This is a genomic window from Rahnella sp. 1L-D-7-B-C2, assembly GCF_057290995.1.
Genome location: NZ_JBXAVQ010000001.1, coordinates 520,013 through 533,801, shown reverse-complemented (window position 1 = coordinate 533,801; position 13,789 = coordinate 520,013). Strand labels below are relative to the sequence as shown.

Annotated in this window: 13 protein-coding genes; 10 read left to right on the top strand and 3 right to left on the bottom strand. The window is 53.4% G+C overall.

Annotated features, from left to right (window positions below):
* Nucleotides 1-92 precede the first annotated feature (92 nt).
* From AC0Z7K_RS02350 to cirA, 5 genes are all read left to right on the top strand, one after another.
* Nucleotides 93-1,583, top strand: a complete 1,491-nt coding sequence (locus tag AC0Z7K_RS02350) for an amino acid permease (protein ID WP_485612606.1) — start codon at nt 93-95, stop codon at nt 1,581-1,583.
* Between the two features lie 231 nt (nt 1,584-1,814).
* Nucleotides 1,815-2,978, top strand: a complete 1,164-nt coding sequence (locus AC0Z7K_RS02345; protein ID WP_485612605.1) for an ABC transporter substrate-binding protein — start codon at nt 1,815-1,817, stop codon at nt 2,976-2,978.
* Between the two features lie 45 nt (nt 2,979-3,023).
* Nucleotides 3,024-4,106 carry a FecCD family ABC transporter permease gene (locus AC0Z7K_RS02340; RefSeq protein WP_413528358.1) on the top strand — a complete coding sequence of 361 codons (1,083 nt, stop codon included), beginning with the start codon at nt 3,024-3,026 and terminating at the stop codon, nt 4,104-4,106.
* Nucleotides 4,106-4,942 carry an ABC transporter ATP-binding protein gene (locus tag AC0Z7K_RS02335; RefSeq protein WP_413528359.1) on the top strand — a complete coding sequence of 279 codons (837 nt, stop codon included), beginning with the start codon at nt 4,106-4,108 and terminating at the stop codon, nt 4,940-4,942. Before AC0Z7K_RS02340 ends, AC0Z7K_RS02335 begins: the two co-directional genes overlap by 1 nt.
* Before the next feature lie 196 nt (nt 4,943-5,138).
* On the top strand, nt 5,139-7,112 hold the full coding sequence (cirA, locus tag AC0Z7K_RS02330; RefSeq protein ID WP_413528360.1) for a catecholate siderophore receptor CirA: 1,974 nt from the start codon (nt 5,139-5,141) through the stop codon (nt 7,110-7,112).
* Nucleotides 7,113-7,194: 82 nt separating this feature from the next.
* Here the strand turns inward: cirA and AC0Z7K_RS02325 are convergent, their stop codons facing one another.
* On the bottom strand, nt 7,195-8,127 hold the full coding sequence (locus tag AC0Z7K_RS02325; RefSeq protein ID WP_485612870.1) for a LysR family transcriptional regulator: 933 nt from the start codon (nt 8,125-8,127) through the stop codon (nt 7,195-7,197).
* A gap of 102 nt (nt 8,128-8,229) precedes the next feature.
* Between AC0Z7K_RS02325 and AC0Z7K_RS02320 the strand changes: the two genes are divergently transcribed.
* Both AC0Z7K_RS02320 and AC0Z7K_RS02315 read left to right on the top strand, forming a co-directional pair.
* Nucleotides 8,230-8,664: a DMT family transporter gene (locus AC0Z7K_RS02320; protein ID WP_413528361.1), complete on the top strand. Its 435-nt coding sequence runs from the start codon at nt 8,230-8,232 to the stop codon at nt 8,662-8,664.
* Nucleotides 8,665-8,667: 3 nt separating this feature from the next.
* A complete protein-coding gene (locus AC0Z7K_RS02315) occupies nt 8,668-9,120 on the top strand; it encodes a DMT family transporter (protein ID WP_413528362.1) in 453 nt (150 codons plus the stop codon).
* Nucleotides 9,121-9,137: 17 nt separating this feature from the next.
* On the opposite strand, the gene AC0Z7K_RS02310 is transcribed toward AC0Z7K_RS02315, so the two are convergent.
* Both AC0Z7K_RS02310 and parS read right to left on the bottom strand, forming a co-directional pair.
* Nucleotides 9,138-9,596: an RES family NAD+ phosphorylase gene (locus tag AC0Z7K_RS02310; protein WP_413528363.1), complete on the bottom strand. Its 459-nt coding sequence runs from the start codon at nt 9,594-9,596 to the stop codon at nt 9,138-9,140.
* Complete coding sequence (parS, locus tag AC0Z7K_RS02305; RefSeq protein ID WP_485612602.1) at nt 9,593-10,057, bottom strand: type II RES/Xre toxin-antitoxin system antitoxin; 465 nt, start codon at nt 10,055-10,057, stop codon at nt 9,593-9,595. Before parS ends, AC0Z7K_RS02310 begins: the two co-directional genes overlap by 4 nt.
* 347 nt (nt 10,058-10,404) lie before the next feature.
* On the opposite strand from parS, the gene AC0Z7K_RS02300 reads away from it, so the two are divergent.
* The 3 genes from AC0Z7K_RS02300 to AC0Z7K_RS02290 all read left to right on the top strand — a co-directional run bounded on the left by AC0Z7K_RS02300 (nt 10,405) and on the right by AC0Z7K_RS02290 (nt 13,641).
* Nucleotides 10,405-11,292, top strand: a complete 888-nt coding sequence (locus AC0Z7K_RS02300) for a nucleoside-specific channel-forming protein Tsx (RefSeq protein WP_413528365.1) — start codon at nt 10,405-10,407, stop codon at nt 11,290-11,292.
* 163 nt (nt 11,293-11,455) lie between these two features.
* Entirely contained in the window at nt 11,456-11,878 is a 423-nt protein-coding gene (locus AC0Z7K_RS02295) for a lysozyme inhibitor LprI family protein (RefSeq protein WP_485612600.1), read from the top strand.
* Between the two features lie 167 nt (nt 11,879-12,045).
* Nucleotides 12,046-13,641, top strand: coding sequence for an ABC-F family ATPase (locus AC0Z7K_RS02290; RefSeq protein WP_072158016.1), 1,596 nt, complete (start codon nt 12,046-12,048; stop codon nt 13,639-13,641).
* Nucleotides 13,642-13,789 lie beyond the last annotated feature (148 nt).

The window sequence follows — 13,789 nt, the reverse complement described above, 5'->3', positions numbered from 1 at the left end:
TCTTATAACAGGTCGTTCCTGCTATTCAGAGCGGCAGGTTTTGCTACAATCCGCGCTTAAATTTTAGAATGACGAGCGGATATAGGGAAAACATGGCTCAACAACCTACAAAAAATACGCAGGTGGCACCCACACTGCGTCGCGAGCTGAAGGCACGTCACTTAACGATGATCGCCATTGGCGGCTCAATTGGTACAGGGTTATTCGTCGCCTCAGGCGCGACGGTGTCACAGGCAGGTCCGGGCGGCGCGCTGCTGTCTTATGCGCTGATCGGCATCATGGTGTACTTCCTGATGACCAGCCTCGGCGAACTGGCCGCGTTCATGCCGGTCTCAGGTTCATTCTCCACTTACGGCTCCCGCTATGTAGAAGAAGGCTTTGGTTTCGCACTGGGCTGGAACTACTGGTACAACTGGGCGGTGACCATTGCGGTAGATCTCGTGGCCTCGCAGCTGGTGATGAACTACTGGTTCCCGGATACGCCGGGCTGGATCTGGAGCGCCTTGTTCCTCAGTTTGATCTTCCTGCTGAACTACATTTCTGTTCGCGGTTTCGGTGAAGCCGAATACTGGTTCTCGCTTATCAAAGTCGTCACCGTCATCATCTTTATCGCCGTCGGCGTGCTGATGATCACCGGTATTATGCGCGGTGGAGAAACGGCGGGCTGGCACAACTGGGCTATCGGCGATGCGCCGTTTGCAGGCGGATTTGCCTCAATGATAGGCGTAGCGATGATCGTCGGATTCTCCTTCCAGGGGACTGAGCTTATCGGCGTCGCGGCGGGCGAATCTGAGAACCCGGCTAAGAATATTCCCCGCGCGGTGCGGCAGGTGTTCTGGCGTATCCTGCTGTTCTATATTCTGGCGATTCTGGTCATTAGCCTGATCATTCCTTACACCGATCCGAACCTGCTGCGTAACGAAGTCGGCGATATCTCCGTCAGCCCGTTCACGCTGGTCTTCCGTAACGCCGGTCTGCTGTCGGCCGCAGCGGTGATGAACGCCGTGATCCTGACCGCCGTGCTCTCCGCCGGTAACTCAGGTATGTATGCGTCTACCCGTATGCTGTTCACGCTGGCCAGCGAAGGCAAAGCGCCGCGTATGTTCGCCAAACTGTCGAAAGGCGGCGTACCGCGTAACGCGCTGTATGCGACAACCGTCGTGGCCGCGCTGTGCTTCCTGAGCTCAACCTTCGGTAATCAGACCGTTTACCTGTGGCTGCTGAACACGTCAGGCATGACCGGTTTTATCGCCTGGCTCGGTATCGCAATCAGTCATTACCGTTTCCGTCGCGGCTATGTTTCGCAGGGGCGTGATCTGAAAGACCTGCCGTATCTGTCTGGTTTCTTCCCGTTCGGCCCGGTATTCGCCTTTGTGTTGTGTCTGATTATTACACTCGGCCAAAACTATCAGGCGTTCCTGAAAGACACCATCGACTGGTACGGCGTCGCCGCGACCTATATCGGCCTGCCGCTGTTCCTGATCATCTGGTTCGGTTACAAGCTGACAAAAGGCACGAAAGTGGTGAAATACAGCGAAATGGAGTTCCCAAAATACGTCGAGACTAAAAGTAGCGACCAATAACGGGATTTGCGTTTTTCACGCGGTTATCAAGGCGGAGCTTCGGCTCCGCTTTTTTTATATCTTTATTTCGTTTTTTTCGCCCGGCAGTGTAATGCTTTGTTACCTCAGTCTTGTTTCGCCGCACGGCATCCCTCTGTACTCTTTATGGGTTATGTAAACTGCATTGATAATCGTTATCATTTCTTTTATTGTTAGCGCCTCTTCAGGGAAACGTAAAGGAATCGGAAGAAGATGAATTATCAGCAGAATTTGGTAAGCCCCCGCGTTGCCGGTGGCATTTTGGCACTGGCGATGGGCGTCATGAGTTTTGGTGCGCAGGCCGTCACGGTGACCGATATCGCCGGGCGAACCGTTACGGTACCGGATGATGTTCAGCGAGTGGTGCTGGGAGAAGGGCGGTTGTTCTTTGCTGTTTCCCTGCTGGAAGGGCAGAAACCCTTCGACCGCATTGTTGGCTGGCAGGGCGATTTCCGCAAGTTAGATCCGCAAACCTACGCTACCTATCAGGCTAAATTCCCGCAGATCGACAAAATCCCGCTGATTGGTAACACCAGCGCCGACAGCATCAGCCCGGAGAAAGTGCTCACGCTCAATCCGCAGCTGGCGATTTTTGGTTTGTCGGGGCACGGTCCGGGCAAAGAAAGCGCGCTGGTCACGCAGTTACAAAAAGCCGGTGTGCCGGTGGTCTTTGTTGATTTCCGCACCTCACCGCTGAAAAATACCCTGCCGAGCATGGAATTGCTGGGCAAAGTCCTGAACCGCGAAAAGCAGGCGCAGGATTACATCGCGTTTTATAAAGACAACATCAAACGCGTTACCGATGTGACCCAAAACATACCCGAGCAGGATAAGCCAAAAGTGTTCATCGAACTGCGTGCGTCTACCGATGATGAATGCTGCCGTTCAGCCGGAAAGGGCAACATGGGTGATTTTATCGATCAGGCGGGCGGGGTGAACATTTCCAAACCGCTGCTGCCGGGGCCGCTGGGGCTGATCAATCTTGAAAAAGTGATCGCCGCGCAGCCGGACGTGTATCTGGTCAGCGGTGGCGGTAAACCGGCGAAAGCGGGTGATCCGCCACCGACCGGTCTGGTGCTTGGCGCGCAGACGACGCCAGAGCAGGCGCGCGCCAGTCTGATGCCGCTGTTGCAGCGTAAAGGCATCAGCACACTCAAAGCGGTGCAAGAAGGCCGCAGTTTTGGCATCTGGCATAACTATTATAACTCGCCGTATAACGTGCTGGCGGTTCAGGTTTTTGCCAAAGCGTTTTATCCAGAGAAGTTTGCGGACGTCGATCCGCAGCAAACCCAGAATCAGCTTTATAAACAATTCCTCGCCGTAGAGCCGACGGGCACCTACTGGACGGATGCAGTTAAACCGGAAAGCGGGAAGTAAGTTTTCCTGCTGTAAGTTTTTACGTTGATGAGATTGAAGCAAAACATGAGTGCAACCACCGAACCTGCGCTGACGGCGAAAGCCAATGCCGACAACAGTGTTATGGGGCAATATCAGAATATCGTACGCCGCCGTTTGTCCATTATGCTTGTCCTGGTGCTGGCGATTGTCGTCTCACTGGTGATTGATTTCGTGATGGGGCCTTCGGGGTTGTCACTCAGTACGCTGTGGAAAACCTTGTTTAACGCGGCTGCCGCCGATCCGGGCACGCGGGTGATCGTCTGGGATATTCGTTTACCGTATGCGTTGATGGCGATTGCGGTGGGCATGTCTCTTGGCCTCGCCGGTGCCGAAATGCAGACTATCCTCAATAACCCGCTGGCCAGCCCGTTTACGCTTGGCGTCTCGTCCGCAGCCGCCTTTGGCGCCGCGCTGGCGATAGTGCTGGGCATCGGTATTCCGGGGGTGCCCGATCAGTGGTTTATCTCCGCTAACGCCTTCATTTTCGCACTCCTCGCCGCGCTGATGCTCGATGGCATCACCCGCTGGACGCGCGTCGCCAGCTCCGGCGTTGTGCTGTTCGGTATCGCGCTGGTGTTCACCTTTAACGCACTGGTTTCGCTGATGCAGTTCATCGCCACTGAAGACACCTTACAGGGTTTAGTCTTCTGGACGATGGGCAGCCTGGCGCGCGCGTCATGGGTGAAACTTGGGGTGATGATGTTCGCTTTCCTCATTTTGCTGCCGTGGTCAATGATGAGCGCGTGGAAGCTCACGGCGCTGCGTCTGGGTGAAGATCGCGCAGTCAGTTTTGGTATCGATGTGCGCCGTCTGCGCCTCGGCACGCTGCTGCGCATCAGTATTCTTTCCGCACTGGCGGTGGCGTTCGTTGGCCCGATTGGCTTTATCGGCCTGGTCGCGCCGCACATTGCCCGCCTGATGTTCGGTGAAGATCACCGCTTCTACCTGCCGGCCAGTGCGCTGATCGGCGCGCTGGTGCTGTCGATGGCCTCCGTGGCGTCGAAAAACCTGGTGCCCGGCGTCATCATTCCGGTCGGCATTGTTACCTCGCTGGTCGGCGTGCCGTTCTTCCTGAGTATTATTCTTCGTCATCGGGGGAACGTCTGATGTCTGCCATGCTGGAAACCCCTTCTCAGGATCTCCTGAATGCCGCCACGCAAGGGCTGCAAATCCGTGATTTCAACGCCGGTTATCCGAAGCGCCGGGTTATCCGCGATCTCAACGTGCCGATGCTGCCGCGTGGCAAAATTACCGTACTGCTGGGACCGAATGGCAGCGGTAAATCGACACTCCTGCGCTCGCTGGCAGGGTTAAACCGGGCGGAAGGGCAACTGATGCTCGATGGCCACGATTTGATGCCCATGCCTTTCGCACGCCGTGCCGAGCAGGTGGTGTATCTGCCGCAAACGCTGCCTGCCGGTGTGCATCTTCACGTACTGGAATCGATTATCGTCGCCCAGCGTGCGTCCGGCGGGAAAAGCAAAGCGGCGGAAGGTACGGATAAAGTGATGACGCTGCTGCGACAGCTCGGCATCGAACATCTGGCGCTGAGTTATCTCGATCAGCTCTCCGGCGGGCAGAAACAGCTGGTCGGTCTGGCGCAGTCTTTAATCCGCCAGCCCTCGTTGTTACTGCTCGACGAACCGCTCAGCGCGCTGGATCTGAATTATCAGTTCCACGTGATGGATCTGGTGCGGCAGGAAACACAAAAACGCAATATCGTGACCGTGGTGGTGGTGCATGACATCAACATCGCGCTGCGCCACGGTGATCGTGTTTTGATGCTCAAAGACGGCCATCTGATTGCCGATGGCGAACCCGAGGCGGTGATCACCGCCGACAGTCTGGCGCGCGTTTACGGCGTGCGCGGACGTATTGAACGCTGCTCGCAGGGAACGCCGCAAATCCTCATCGACGGGCTGGTCGGCGATCCTTCGATCTAAAACGTAGTCAGATGAAGTACTAAAAAACGGACGCAGCCAAAGTAGCAGCGTCCGCCTTTCATATTGTGAGCCTGAAACTAAAAAATAAGATCCTGATCATCCGGGCGATTCCGTTCGCACTTTTTTTACCGGATTGACGGAAATGCATTGCAACGTCCCGCACCGACGGGGTTGTTTTATCTCATGGAGAGAAGAAATGGTTAAGGTTAAATTGACACCGGCAATCAAAGCCGGGTTATTCGCACAGCTGTTTGCCGCCGCGTTCCCTGTGATGGCGGAAGACACAACCGAAGTGAAAGAAAAAGAAGATCAGATGGTGGTCACCGCCTCCGCCGTCGAACAAAACCTCAAAGACGCGCCGGCGAGTATCAGCGTGATCACCCGTGAAGATCTGCAAAAGAAGCCGGTGCAAAATCTTAAAGATGTCCTTAAAGACGTACCGGGCGTGCAGATCACTAACGAAAGCGACAACCGTCAGGGCGTCAGTATCCGTGGTCTGGGCAGCGGTTATACCCTGATTCTGGTGGATGGCAAACGCGTGAACTCCCGCAACGCCGTCTTCCGCCATAACGATTTTGATTTGAGCTGGATCCCGGCCGAATCCATTGAACGCATCGAAGTGGTGCGCGGGCCGATGTCCTCGCTTTACGGCTCCGACGCGCTGGGCGGCGTGGTCAACATCATTACCCGTAAAGTTGGTAAAGCCTGGCACGGAACGGTGAGCGCCGATACCACCGTGCAGGAACACCGCGATCGCGGCGACACGGGCAACGGTAACGTTTTCGCCAGCGGTCCGCTGATTGACGACCTGTTAGGCGTGAAGGTCTACGGCGCGCTGGGCAAACGTGAAAAAGATCAGGCCAGCTCCTCAAGTGGTAGCACCGGCCAGCCGCGCATCGAGGGTTACACCTCGCGCAACGCTAACGTCGAATTCTCGCTGACACCGGATAAAGATCAGGACATCACCTTCGGCTACGGCATGGACCGGCAGGACAGGGATTCCGATACGCTGGATAAAAACCGTATCGAGCGTGAGAATTACTCGCTCGGGCACAATGGCCGCTGGGGTTTAGCCAATACCGAACTGCGTTTCTACGGTGAAAACATCGAGAACAAAAATGCAGAAACTATCACGTCGAAAAACAACTCTCTCGACGGCAAAGTGGTTATCCCTTTGGGCGAATACAATCAGCTGCTGACGTTCGGCGGAGAATACCGCAACGATAAGCTGGAAGACGGCGTGAACATGAAAAACGGTGGCAGCACGCAGGCCAATCAGTACGCACTGTTCCTCGAAGACGAATGGCGGATTTTCGAAAGTCTGGCGCTGACCGGCGGCGTGCGTATGGATGACCACGAAAATTATGGCGTCAACTGGAGCCCGCGTGCGTATCTGGTTTACAACGCCACTGACACCGTCACGCTCAAAGGCGGCTGGGCATCGGCTTTCAAAGCGCCGTCGCTGTTACAGCTCAGCCCTGACTGGCAAAGTGCGTCCTGCCGCGGCGGGTGTAACGTGGTCGGCAGTAAAGATCTGAAAGCGGAAACCAGCGAAAGCATCGAGTTCGGCCTGTACTACGCCGGAGAAGAGGGATTGCTGGAAGACGTTAACGCCAGCGCCACGGTGTTCCAAAATGATATTGATGACATGATCACCGTTATCCGCACCGCCAATAAAAGCCTGGCACCGACCTACCAGAACTTCGTCGGCTTCGACGCCAGCGGCAATCCGATCTTCAAATATTACAACGTGAACAAAGCGCGAATTCGCGGTCTGGAAACGGAAGTCAGCCTGCCGGTCGCCGAGGCATGGGATCTCAAGCTGAACTACACCTACAACGACGCCCGCGATCTCAGCAACGGTGGCAACAAACCGTTATCGGAACTGCCGTTCCACACTACCAACGCCACGCTCGACTGGAAACCGTGGGACGCGTGGAGCTTCTATCTTTCTGCCAACTACAAAGGCAAAAGCCGCACCGTCACCGACGGTAACCCGACGCCGGGCGGCTACACAGTCTGGAACACCGGCGGGTCGTATCAGGTGAATAAGGCCGTGAAAATTCGGGCCGGGGTGTTGAACCTCGGGGATAAAGATTTGAATCGGGATGACTATAGTTATAACGAAGATGGACGGAGATATTTTGCCGCTGTCGATTATAGTTTCTGATTTGCAGGAGGCCGCTGCAATGGCGGCTTAGTAAAACAGTTCTCGGACAGCTCCTCCCCTGCGAAGGGGAGGATCAACACCTTCAACGTTCCCAATACGCCGGTGCTCCAAATTTCTCCACCAGAAAATCAATTACCGCCCGCACCTTAATCGATGCTCTGCGGCCATTCGGATATAACGCCGCTATCGTCTGTGGCTCCGGAGACGTCGACACCTGATACGAGTTCATCACATTCACCAGCCTGCCATCGCGCAGGGCATCGCCAATAAGCCATGTGGGAAATACCACCAGCCCCATGCCGTCGATAGCCGCCTGCGTCAACGTTTCTGCGTTATTGCTGGTGAGTGCGCCGCGCAAGCTGTAGGAGCGCCATTCCTGATCCGATTCGCGCAAGTACCAGCGCTGTGAACCGGCGAATCCTTTGAAGACCAGACAGCTATGCGAAGCAAGGTCAGCAGGTGTGGCGGGTGTGCCCGCCCGCGCGAGATAGGCCGGGCTGGCGGCGAGACGGAAGTTCTGTTGCCCGAGCGTGCGTGCCTGCATCGTAGAATCGGCTATCACTCCGATGCGGATGAGTAAATCCACACTGTCCTGCAAGGGATCAATAAAATCATCCGTTTGCATCAGCTCAATGTTCAGCCGCGGATAGTGGGCACTCAGTTCATGCAGCCAGGGAGCAATGTGCCGCTGGCCGAAAACGACGGGGGCGTTGATACGCACCAGCCCGCCCGGTTCGCTGTCCTGCTCCTGCAAATCCAGCGCCGCCAGATCCAGCTGTGCCAGCACCTGACGGGCATGATCGGCCAGCAGTTTACCGGATTCAGTCGGGCTGACTGCCCGCGTATTGCGATAAAGCAGTTGCGTTTGCAGTGCCTGTTCCAGCTGTGAAATGACCCGGGATACCGTCGAAGGGGACATCGCTTCGCGGCGTGCGACTTCTGAGAAATTCCCGTGATCCAGTACCGCGACAAACAGACGCAAGGACTGGATATTGATCTGGTTGAAGGTTTTCATCTGTGCAATATCCGCAAAGGTATTTTCCTTATTGTGCTGTTTTTCGCAAAAAAGTGCCACGCTATAGTCGCCGCTTCTTAAAATAGAGTGAGCAAGCTAATAATGAATCTGATGTTAATTCCGCTGGTCATTCTGGCGGGCATGGGGCTTTCGCTGGAGGCCGGTCTGATCGGGCCGCTTGGGACAGAAGTGGGGCATCTGTGGGCCACGCTGAGCATATTTGGCGTCGGCGCGGTGCTGACCGGTCTGCTGGTGCTGTTTTTCAGCCCGCGTAATGCGCCGTCGTTTACACAACAACCTGGCTGGCAGCTGCTTGGCGGCGTGCTCGGGCCGGTGTATGTGGTCGTGCTGACGCTGGCGACGCCGGTGATTGGTATCGGTATGACGATGATTGCGATTTTGTCAGGGCAGGTGGCGAAAAGCGTCCTGATCGACCATTACGGCTGGTTTGGTACACCTCATAAGAAAGTCGGTGGCGAGCGTTTACTGGCTTTGGTGTTTATTGTTGCAGCCCTTGTTTTGATTGCCTGGAGTTAACTGATGTCTGAACTGATTATGATTATTCTGGCGATCGTCGCGGGTGCGGCGCTGAGTATGCAGGCGGCGGTGAACGGTCAGCTTGGCGAGAAGGTGGGCGTGCTGAAAAGCGCCTTCCTGACCTTCAGCGTGGGCGCGGCGATTACCGCAGTGCTGATCCTGTTTCTGCAAACCCCTCAACAGGCAACCTTGCTGACCGTGCCAAAATGGCAGTTGGCCGGGGCATTGTTCGGTGTGCCTTACATCATCATTATGGTGACTGCGGTTCCACGTGTAGGAACTGCTGTGGCGACGGTGGCCGTGATTCTGGGACAGCTGGCGATGGGGATGCTAATCGATAATTTCGGCTGGCTGGATAACCCGCAGATCCCGCTATCGTGGCATCGTCTGGCGGCGATCCCATGTCTTATTATTGCGCTGGTGCTTATTTACCGCAGTAACAGGAAAACAGAGTAATCCCTCACGACCCGCGTTTATTGCAGACGCGGGTCAAATATCATCGGCTCGCGTTCTACCGAGGCCAGTAAATCCCCAAACGCCGGATGCTGCGGATTGAGTAAAACGTTAGACTCCGATGGCACGATAACTGACGGCACTTTCAGCCCGACATAGTCACCTTCCACCAGCCAGATTTCTCCCTGACGCTGTGTACTGTCCGGCGGCGAAGGGCTGCGCCAGTCTGCCGCCAGTTCTGAGACTTCCAGCGTGTCGAGCAAATCGTCCGGCACCTCGATGCTGAGCAGCGTGTAGGATTGCATCAGCATACTGGAGTGGATGTGCACCAGCATTTCCAGAATCGCCAGCGACTGACTACCGGCCAGATAAACCACCGGTCTGCCGGGCGGATTCCATCGGCCGCCATAAATCTGAGCGCCGGTGCCCGACCACGCGGTGCCCAAATGCTTTGTCTTGGTGATACGGAACAGCTTCAACTAAATACCCCGTATTCAAGACGCCCGATCAGCCGGTTGACTTCCACGGCTCCCGCTTCTGACGAAAGCAGTTCCAGCGGGCGCGAACCGGCCAGCGCCGGAGCAGGGCGGGTTATCCATTCCAGTGCCGCCATACGGTCACCTTCAAACAAATCTGTGGCTGCATCAATGGTGCGTACCAGACGCGCGACCCGTTCACTCTCATCACTTTTCAGTAACCCGTTACCGGCTTTTCGCCGTGCAAAATTGCGCTCGTTAATGCCCATGACTTCCAGTAATACCATCTTCGGCCATCCCAGCTCATCGTTAAGACGACTGATACTATCAACCGGAAACCCCTTTTGTATGGCATTAATCAAACTGATTCCGCTACTTGCGGGAAGCCCCGCAGATTGCCAAAGCGGCGTTGCAGGTTGGTGCAAAGGGCTGGAGGACAGCCCGGAAAATTTCGTGTTCATCATGTGTGCCTCCGCACCGTTAATTGTCATAATTATAACATGACAAATAACGATTGGTGCATAATCGCACGGGTGTTTTTTTCACTCTCCATCGCGTGAATGAAATCGTTCTGAAACATATATGTGATCAATGTCACATTGGGGATGTATCAGAATGAAACACAAATTGACAAACCTTGACCAAATCTATTTATTAGCTAAGAAAAGTTAACTCTTGTAGGAAGTAGCTGGTAATTGCATGTTCTATGAACTATGTGCAGCAATCGGTTGCGGATCACAGTTTTAGGGTTTGATATATGCAACGTCTGAAAGTGGCAAGGCGTTGTTCCTCCCCCGCTTCTGGTAAAAATATGAAAAATAAAATTATTGCAGCAGGCGCTTTGATGGCTTTGTCCTACAGCGCGACCGTGCTCGCTGATGATAGCAAGGGCGAATTTGTTTCTGACTGGTGGCACCAGAGTGTAAACGTTGTAGGTAGCGCTGATACCCGTTTCGGGCCAACGATTCGTAACGACGTTTATCTTGAATATGAAGCGTTTGCGCACAAAGACTGGTTTGATTTCTACGGCTACATCGATATCCCTAAAACCTTCGGTGCGGGTAACGGCAACGATACCGGTATCTGGGATAAAAACGGTTCTCCGATGTTTATGGAGATCGAACCTCGCTTCTCCATTGATAAGCTGACCGGCACTGACCTGAGCTTTGGTCCGTTCAAAGAATGGTACTTCGCCAACAACTATATCTACGATATGGGTCCGGACAGCGATAACCGTCAGAACACCTGGTACATGGGTCTTGGCACCGATATCAACACCGGTTTGCCAATGAGCCTGTCTCTGAACGTGTATGCAAAATACCAGTGGGAAAACTACAGCGCGGCTAACGAAAACAGCTGGGACGGTTACCGTTTCAAAGTGAAATATTTCGTTCCGTTGACTGAAATGTGGGGCGGCAACCTGAGCTACATCGGGTTCACCAACTTTGACTGGGGCTCTTCACTGGGCGATGACGATTTCCGTGACCTGAACGGCCAAAAAGCCCGTTCTAACAACTCTATCGCCTCCAGCCATATCCTGGCGCTGAACTACACACACTGGCATTACTCGTTCGTGGCGCGTTACTTCCACAACGGCGGCCAGTGGGCTGACGGCGCTGAGCTGAACTTTGGTAACGGTAATTTCGAAGTGAAATCTACCGGCTGGGGTTACTACGGCGTGATCGGTTACAGCTTCTGATATCCGAAGTTGTATTGGAAAACCCGGCTGAGGCCGGGTTTTTTACGTTTATCCTCCTGACCTTTTTAAGCTATGGCCAATTTTTTTACTATTGTGTAAAACAATGACGCGTTCATTATGGCGTTTGCTCTTTGTTTCTATGCCAAATTCAGGAGTGATTTTCATGAAGAAATACGCAGTAGTTTTGATGCTGTGCACCAGCTTTGGCGCGGTTTCTGCCTATGCTGAAAAAGTACAAATAAATATGAATATCGATAGCGTTCTTAAGCAATGTGCAGCTAATGCTCAAACCACGATGGATTCGTCTGAGTGTTACATACAAGCAACTCAATCATGGGATGCTGAACTCAACAAACAATATAAGTTATTGATAGATGAGCAGCCCGAAACGTCCAGGACGCCTTTAAAAGAATCTCAGCGGGCGTGGATTAAATACAAGGAAAGTTATTTTAAGGCTATCGACGCCTTCTATCAGAAAGAGCAGGGGACGGTGTGGTCAATCATCGCGGCCGAATCCAAAATGAACGTCATCAGGGATAAAGCAATTGATCTGAACCGTTTGTTAAACAGCACTGATTTGAGTTAAATCCTTGCCGGAGGTGGCCTAAAACGAAGGTGCCACCTTTCATCCTCCCAATTATTGCCTCTTTTGACATCACCTGCTTGAAAAATGACCACGCCGATAGGCGATCTCTTTGTGCCGTTGTGGCATAATGCGCGCCAAATCACATTTCCCAATTAAGAGCGAGCGTTGTGCTAAGTACTTACAACATCACCATGCAATTCGGCAGCAAGCCGTTATTTGAAAACATTAACGTGAAATTTGGCGGCGGTAACCGTTATGGCCTGATTGGCGCGAACGGTTGTGGCAAATCCACTTTCATGAAGATCCTCGGTGGCGACTTAGTGCCTTCAGCGGGTAACGTCGTACTCGACCCGAACGAGCGTCTGGGTAAATTACGTCAGGATCAGTTCGCCTTCGAAGAGTTCACCGTGCTGGACACCGTGATCATGGGCCACAATGAACTGTGGGCCGTGAAAGAAGAGCGCGACCGCATTTACGCGATGGCGGAAATGAGCGAAGCCGACGGCTATAAAGTGGCCGATCTGGAAGTCGAATACGGCGAGATGGACGGCTACAGCGCTGAATCCCGCGCGGGCGAACTGTTGCTCGGCGTCGGCATTCCGGTAGAACAACATTACGGCCTGATGAGCGAAATCGCGCCGGGCTTTAAACTGCGCGTATTACTGGCGCAGGCGCTGTTCTCTGACCCGGAAATTCTGCTGCTCGACGAACCGACGAACAACCTGGACATCGATACTATTCGCTGGCTGGAGCAGGTGCTGAATGAACGTAACAGCACCATGATCATCATTTCGCATGACCGTCACTTCCTGAACATGGTGTGTACACACATGGCTGATCTGGACTACGGCGAACTGCGCGTGTATCCAGGTAACTACGATGAATACATGACCGCGGCAACGCAGGCCCGTGAACTTCTGAGCGCCAACAACGCCAAGAAGAAAGCGCAGATTGCTGAACTGCAATCCTTTGTTAGCCGCTTCAGCGCCAACGCCTCCAAATCTAAACAGGCGACGTCACGTGCCCGTCAGATTGATAAAATTCAGCTCGACGAAATCAAAGCGTCTAGCCGTCAGAACCCTTACATGCGTTTCGAGCAGGACAAGAAATTGTTCCGTAATGCGCTGGAAGTGGAAAAAATCACCAAAGGTTTCGATAACGGTCCGCTGTTTAAAAACCTTGGCCTGATGCTGGAAGTTGGCGAGAAAGTCGCGATTCTGGGCGCGAACGGTATCGGTAAATCGACCCTGCTGAAAACGCTGGTCGGTGAGCATGAGCCGGAAACCGGGTCAGTGAAATGGTCTGAAAACTCTAAAATCGGTTATTACGCGCAGGATCACGAATACGAATTCGATGACTCCATGAACGTATTCGACTGGATGAGCCAGTGGAAATCCGAGAAAGACGACGAGCAGGCCGTGCGCGGTGTGCTGGGCCGTCTGTTGTTCGGTCAGGACGATATCAAGAAGAAAGTGAAAGTGCTTTCCGGTGGTGAGAAAGGCCGTATGTTATTCGGGAAACTGATGATGCAGCGTCCAAACATCCTGATCATGGATGAGCCAACTAACCACCTTGATATGGAATCCATCGAGTCACTGAACATGGCGCTGGAAATGTACGAAGGCACGCTGATCTTCGTTTCCCACGACCGAGAATTCGTGAGTTCACTGGCGACCCGTATTCTGGAAATGACACCGACCCGCGTCATCGACTTCTCCGGCAACTACGAAGATTACCTGCGTAGTCAGGGTATCAATAGTTAATTATTGATTCCGTTCAAAAGGCCGCAACGGTTAACGTTGCGGCCTTTTTTATGTCCCAAAAATAATATTTCAGAATTTATTATATATATTAAAATTTATATTGATGATGTGAATGACTTAAATATTATGGCTGAATAATAAATTAATA

Bases quoted from the DNA above. Each gene is read 5' to 3' on its own strand.
- AC0Z7K_RS02320 (WP_413528361.1), top strand. From the start codon at position 8,230: ATGAATCTGATGTTAATTCCGCTGGTCATTCTGGCGGGCATGGGGCTT.
- AC0Z7K_RS02350 (WP_485612606.1), top strand. From the start codon at position 93: ATGGCTCAACAACCTACAAAAAATACGCAGGTGGCACCCACACTGCGT.
- AC0Z7K_RS02295 (WP_485612600.1), top strand. From the start codon at position 11,456: ATGAAGAAATACGCAGTAGTTTTGATGCTGTGCACCAGCTTTGGCGCG.
- AC0Z7K_RS02335 (WP_413528359.1), top strand. From the start codon at position 4,106: ATGTCTGCCATGCTGGAAACCCCTTCTCAGGATCTCCTGAATGCCGCC.
- AC0Z7K_RS02300 (WP_413528365.1), top strand. From the start codon at position 10,405: ATGAAAAATAAAATTATTGCAGCAGGCGCTTTGATGGCTTTGTCCTAC.
- AC0Z7K_RS02345 (WP_485612605.1), top strand. From the start codon at position 1,815: ATGAATTATCAGCAGAATTTGGTAAGCCCCCGCGTTGCCGGTGGCATT.
- cirA (WP_413528360.1), top strand. From the start codon at position 5,139: ATGGTTAAGGTTAAATTGACACCGGCAATCAAAGCCGGGTTATTCGCA.
- parS (WP_485612602.1), bottom strand. From the start codon at position 10,057: ATGATGAACACGAAATTTTCCGGGCTGTCCTCCAGCCCTTTGCACCAA.
- AC0Z7K_RS02340 (WP_413528358.1), top strand. From the start codon at position 3,024: ATGAGTGCAACCACCGAACCTGCGCTGACGGCGAAAGCCAATGCCGAC.
- AC0Z7K_RS02315 (WP_413528362.1), top strand. From the start codon at position 8,668: ATGTCTGAACTGATTATGATTATTCTGGCGATCGTCGCGGGTGCGGCG.
- AC0Z7K_RS02325 (WP_485612870.1), bottom strand. From the start codon at position 8,127: ATGAAAACCTTCAACCAGATCAATATCCAGTCCTTGCGTCTGTTTGTC.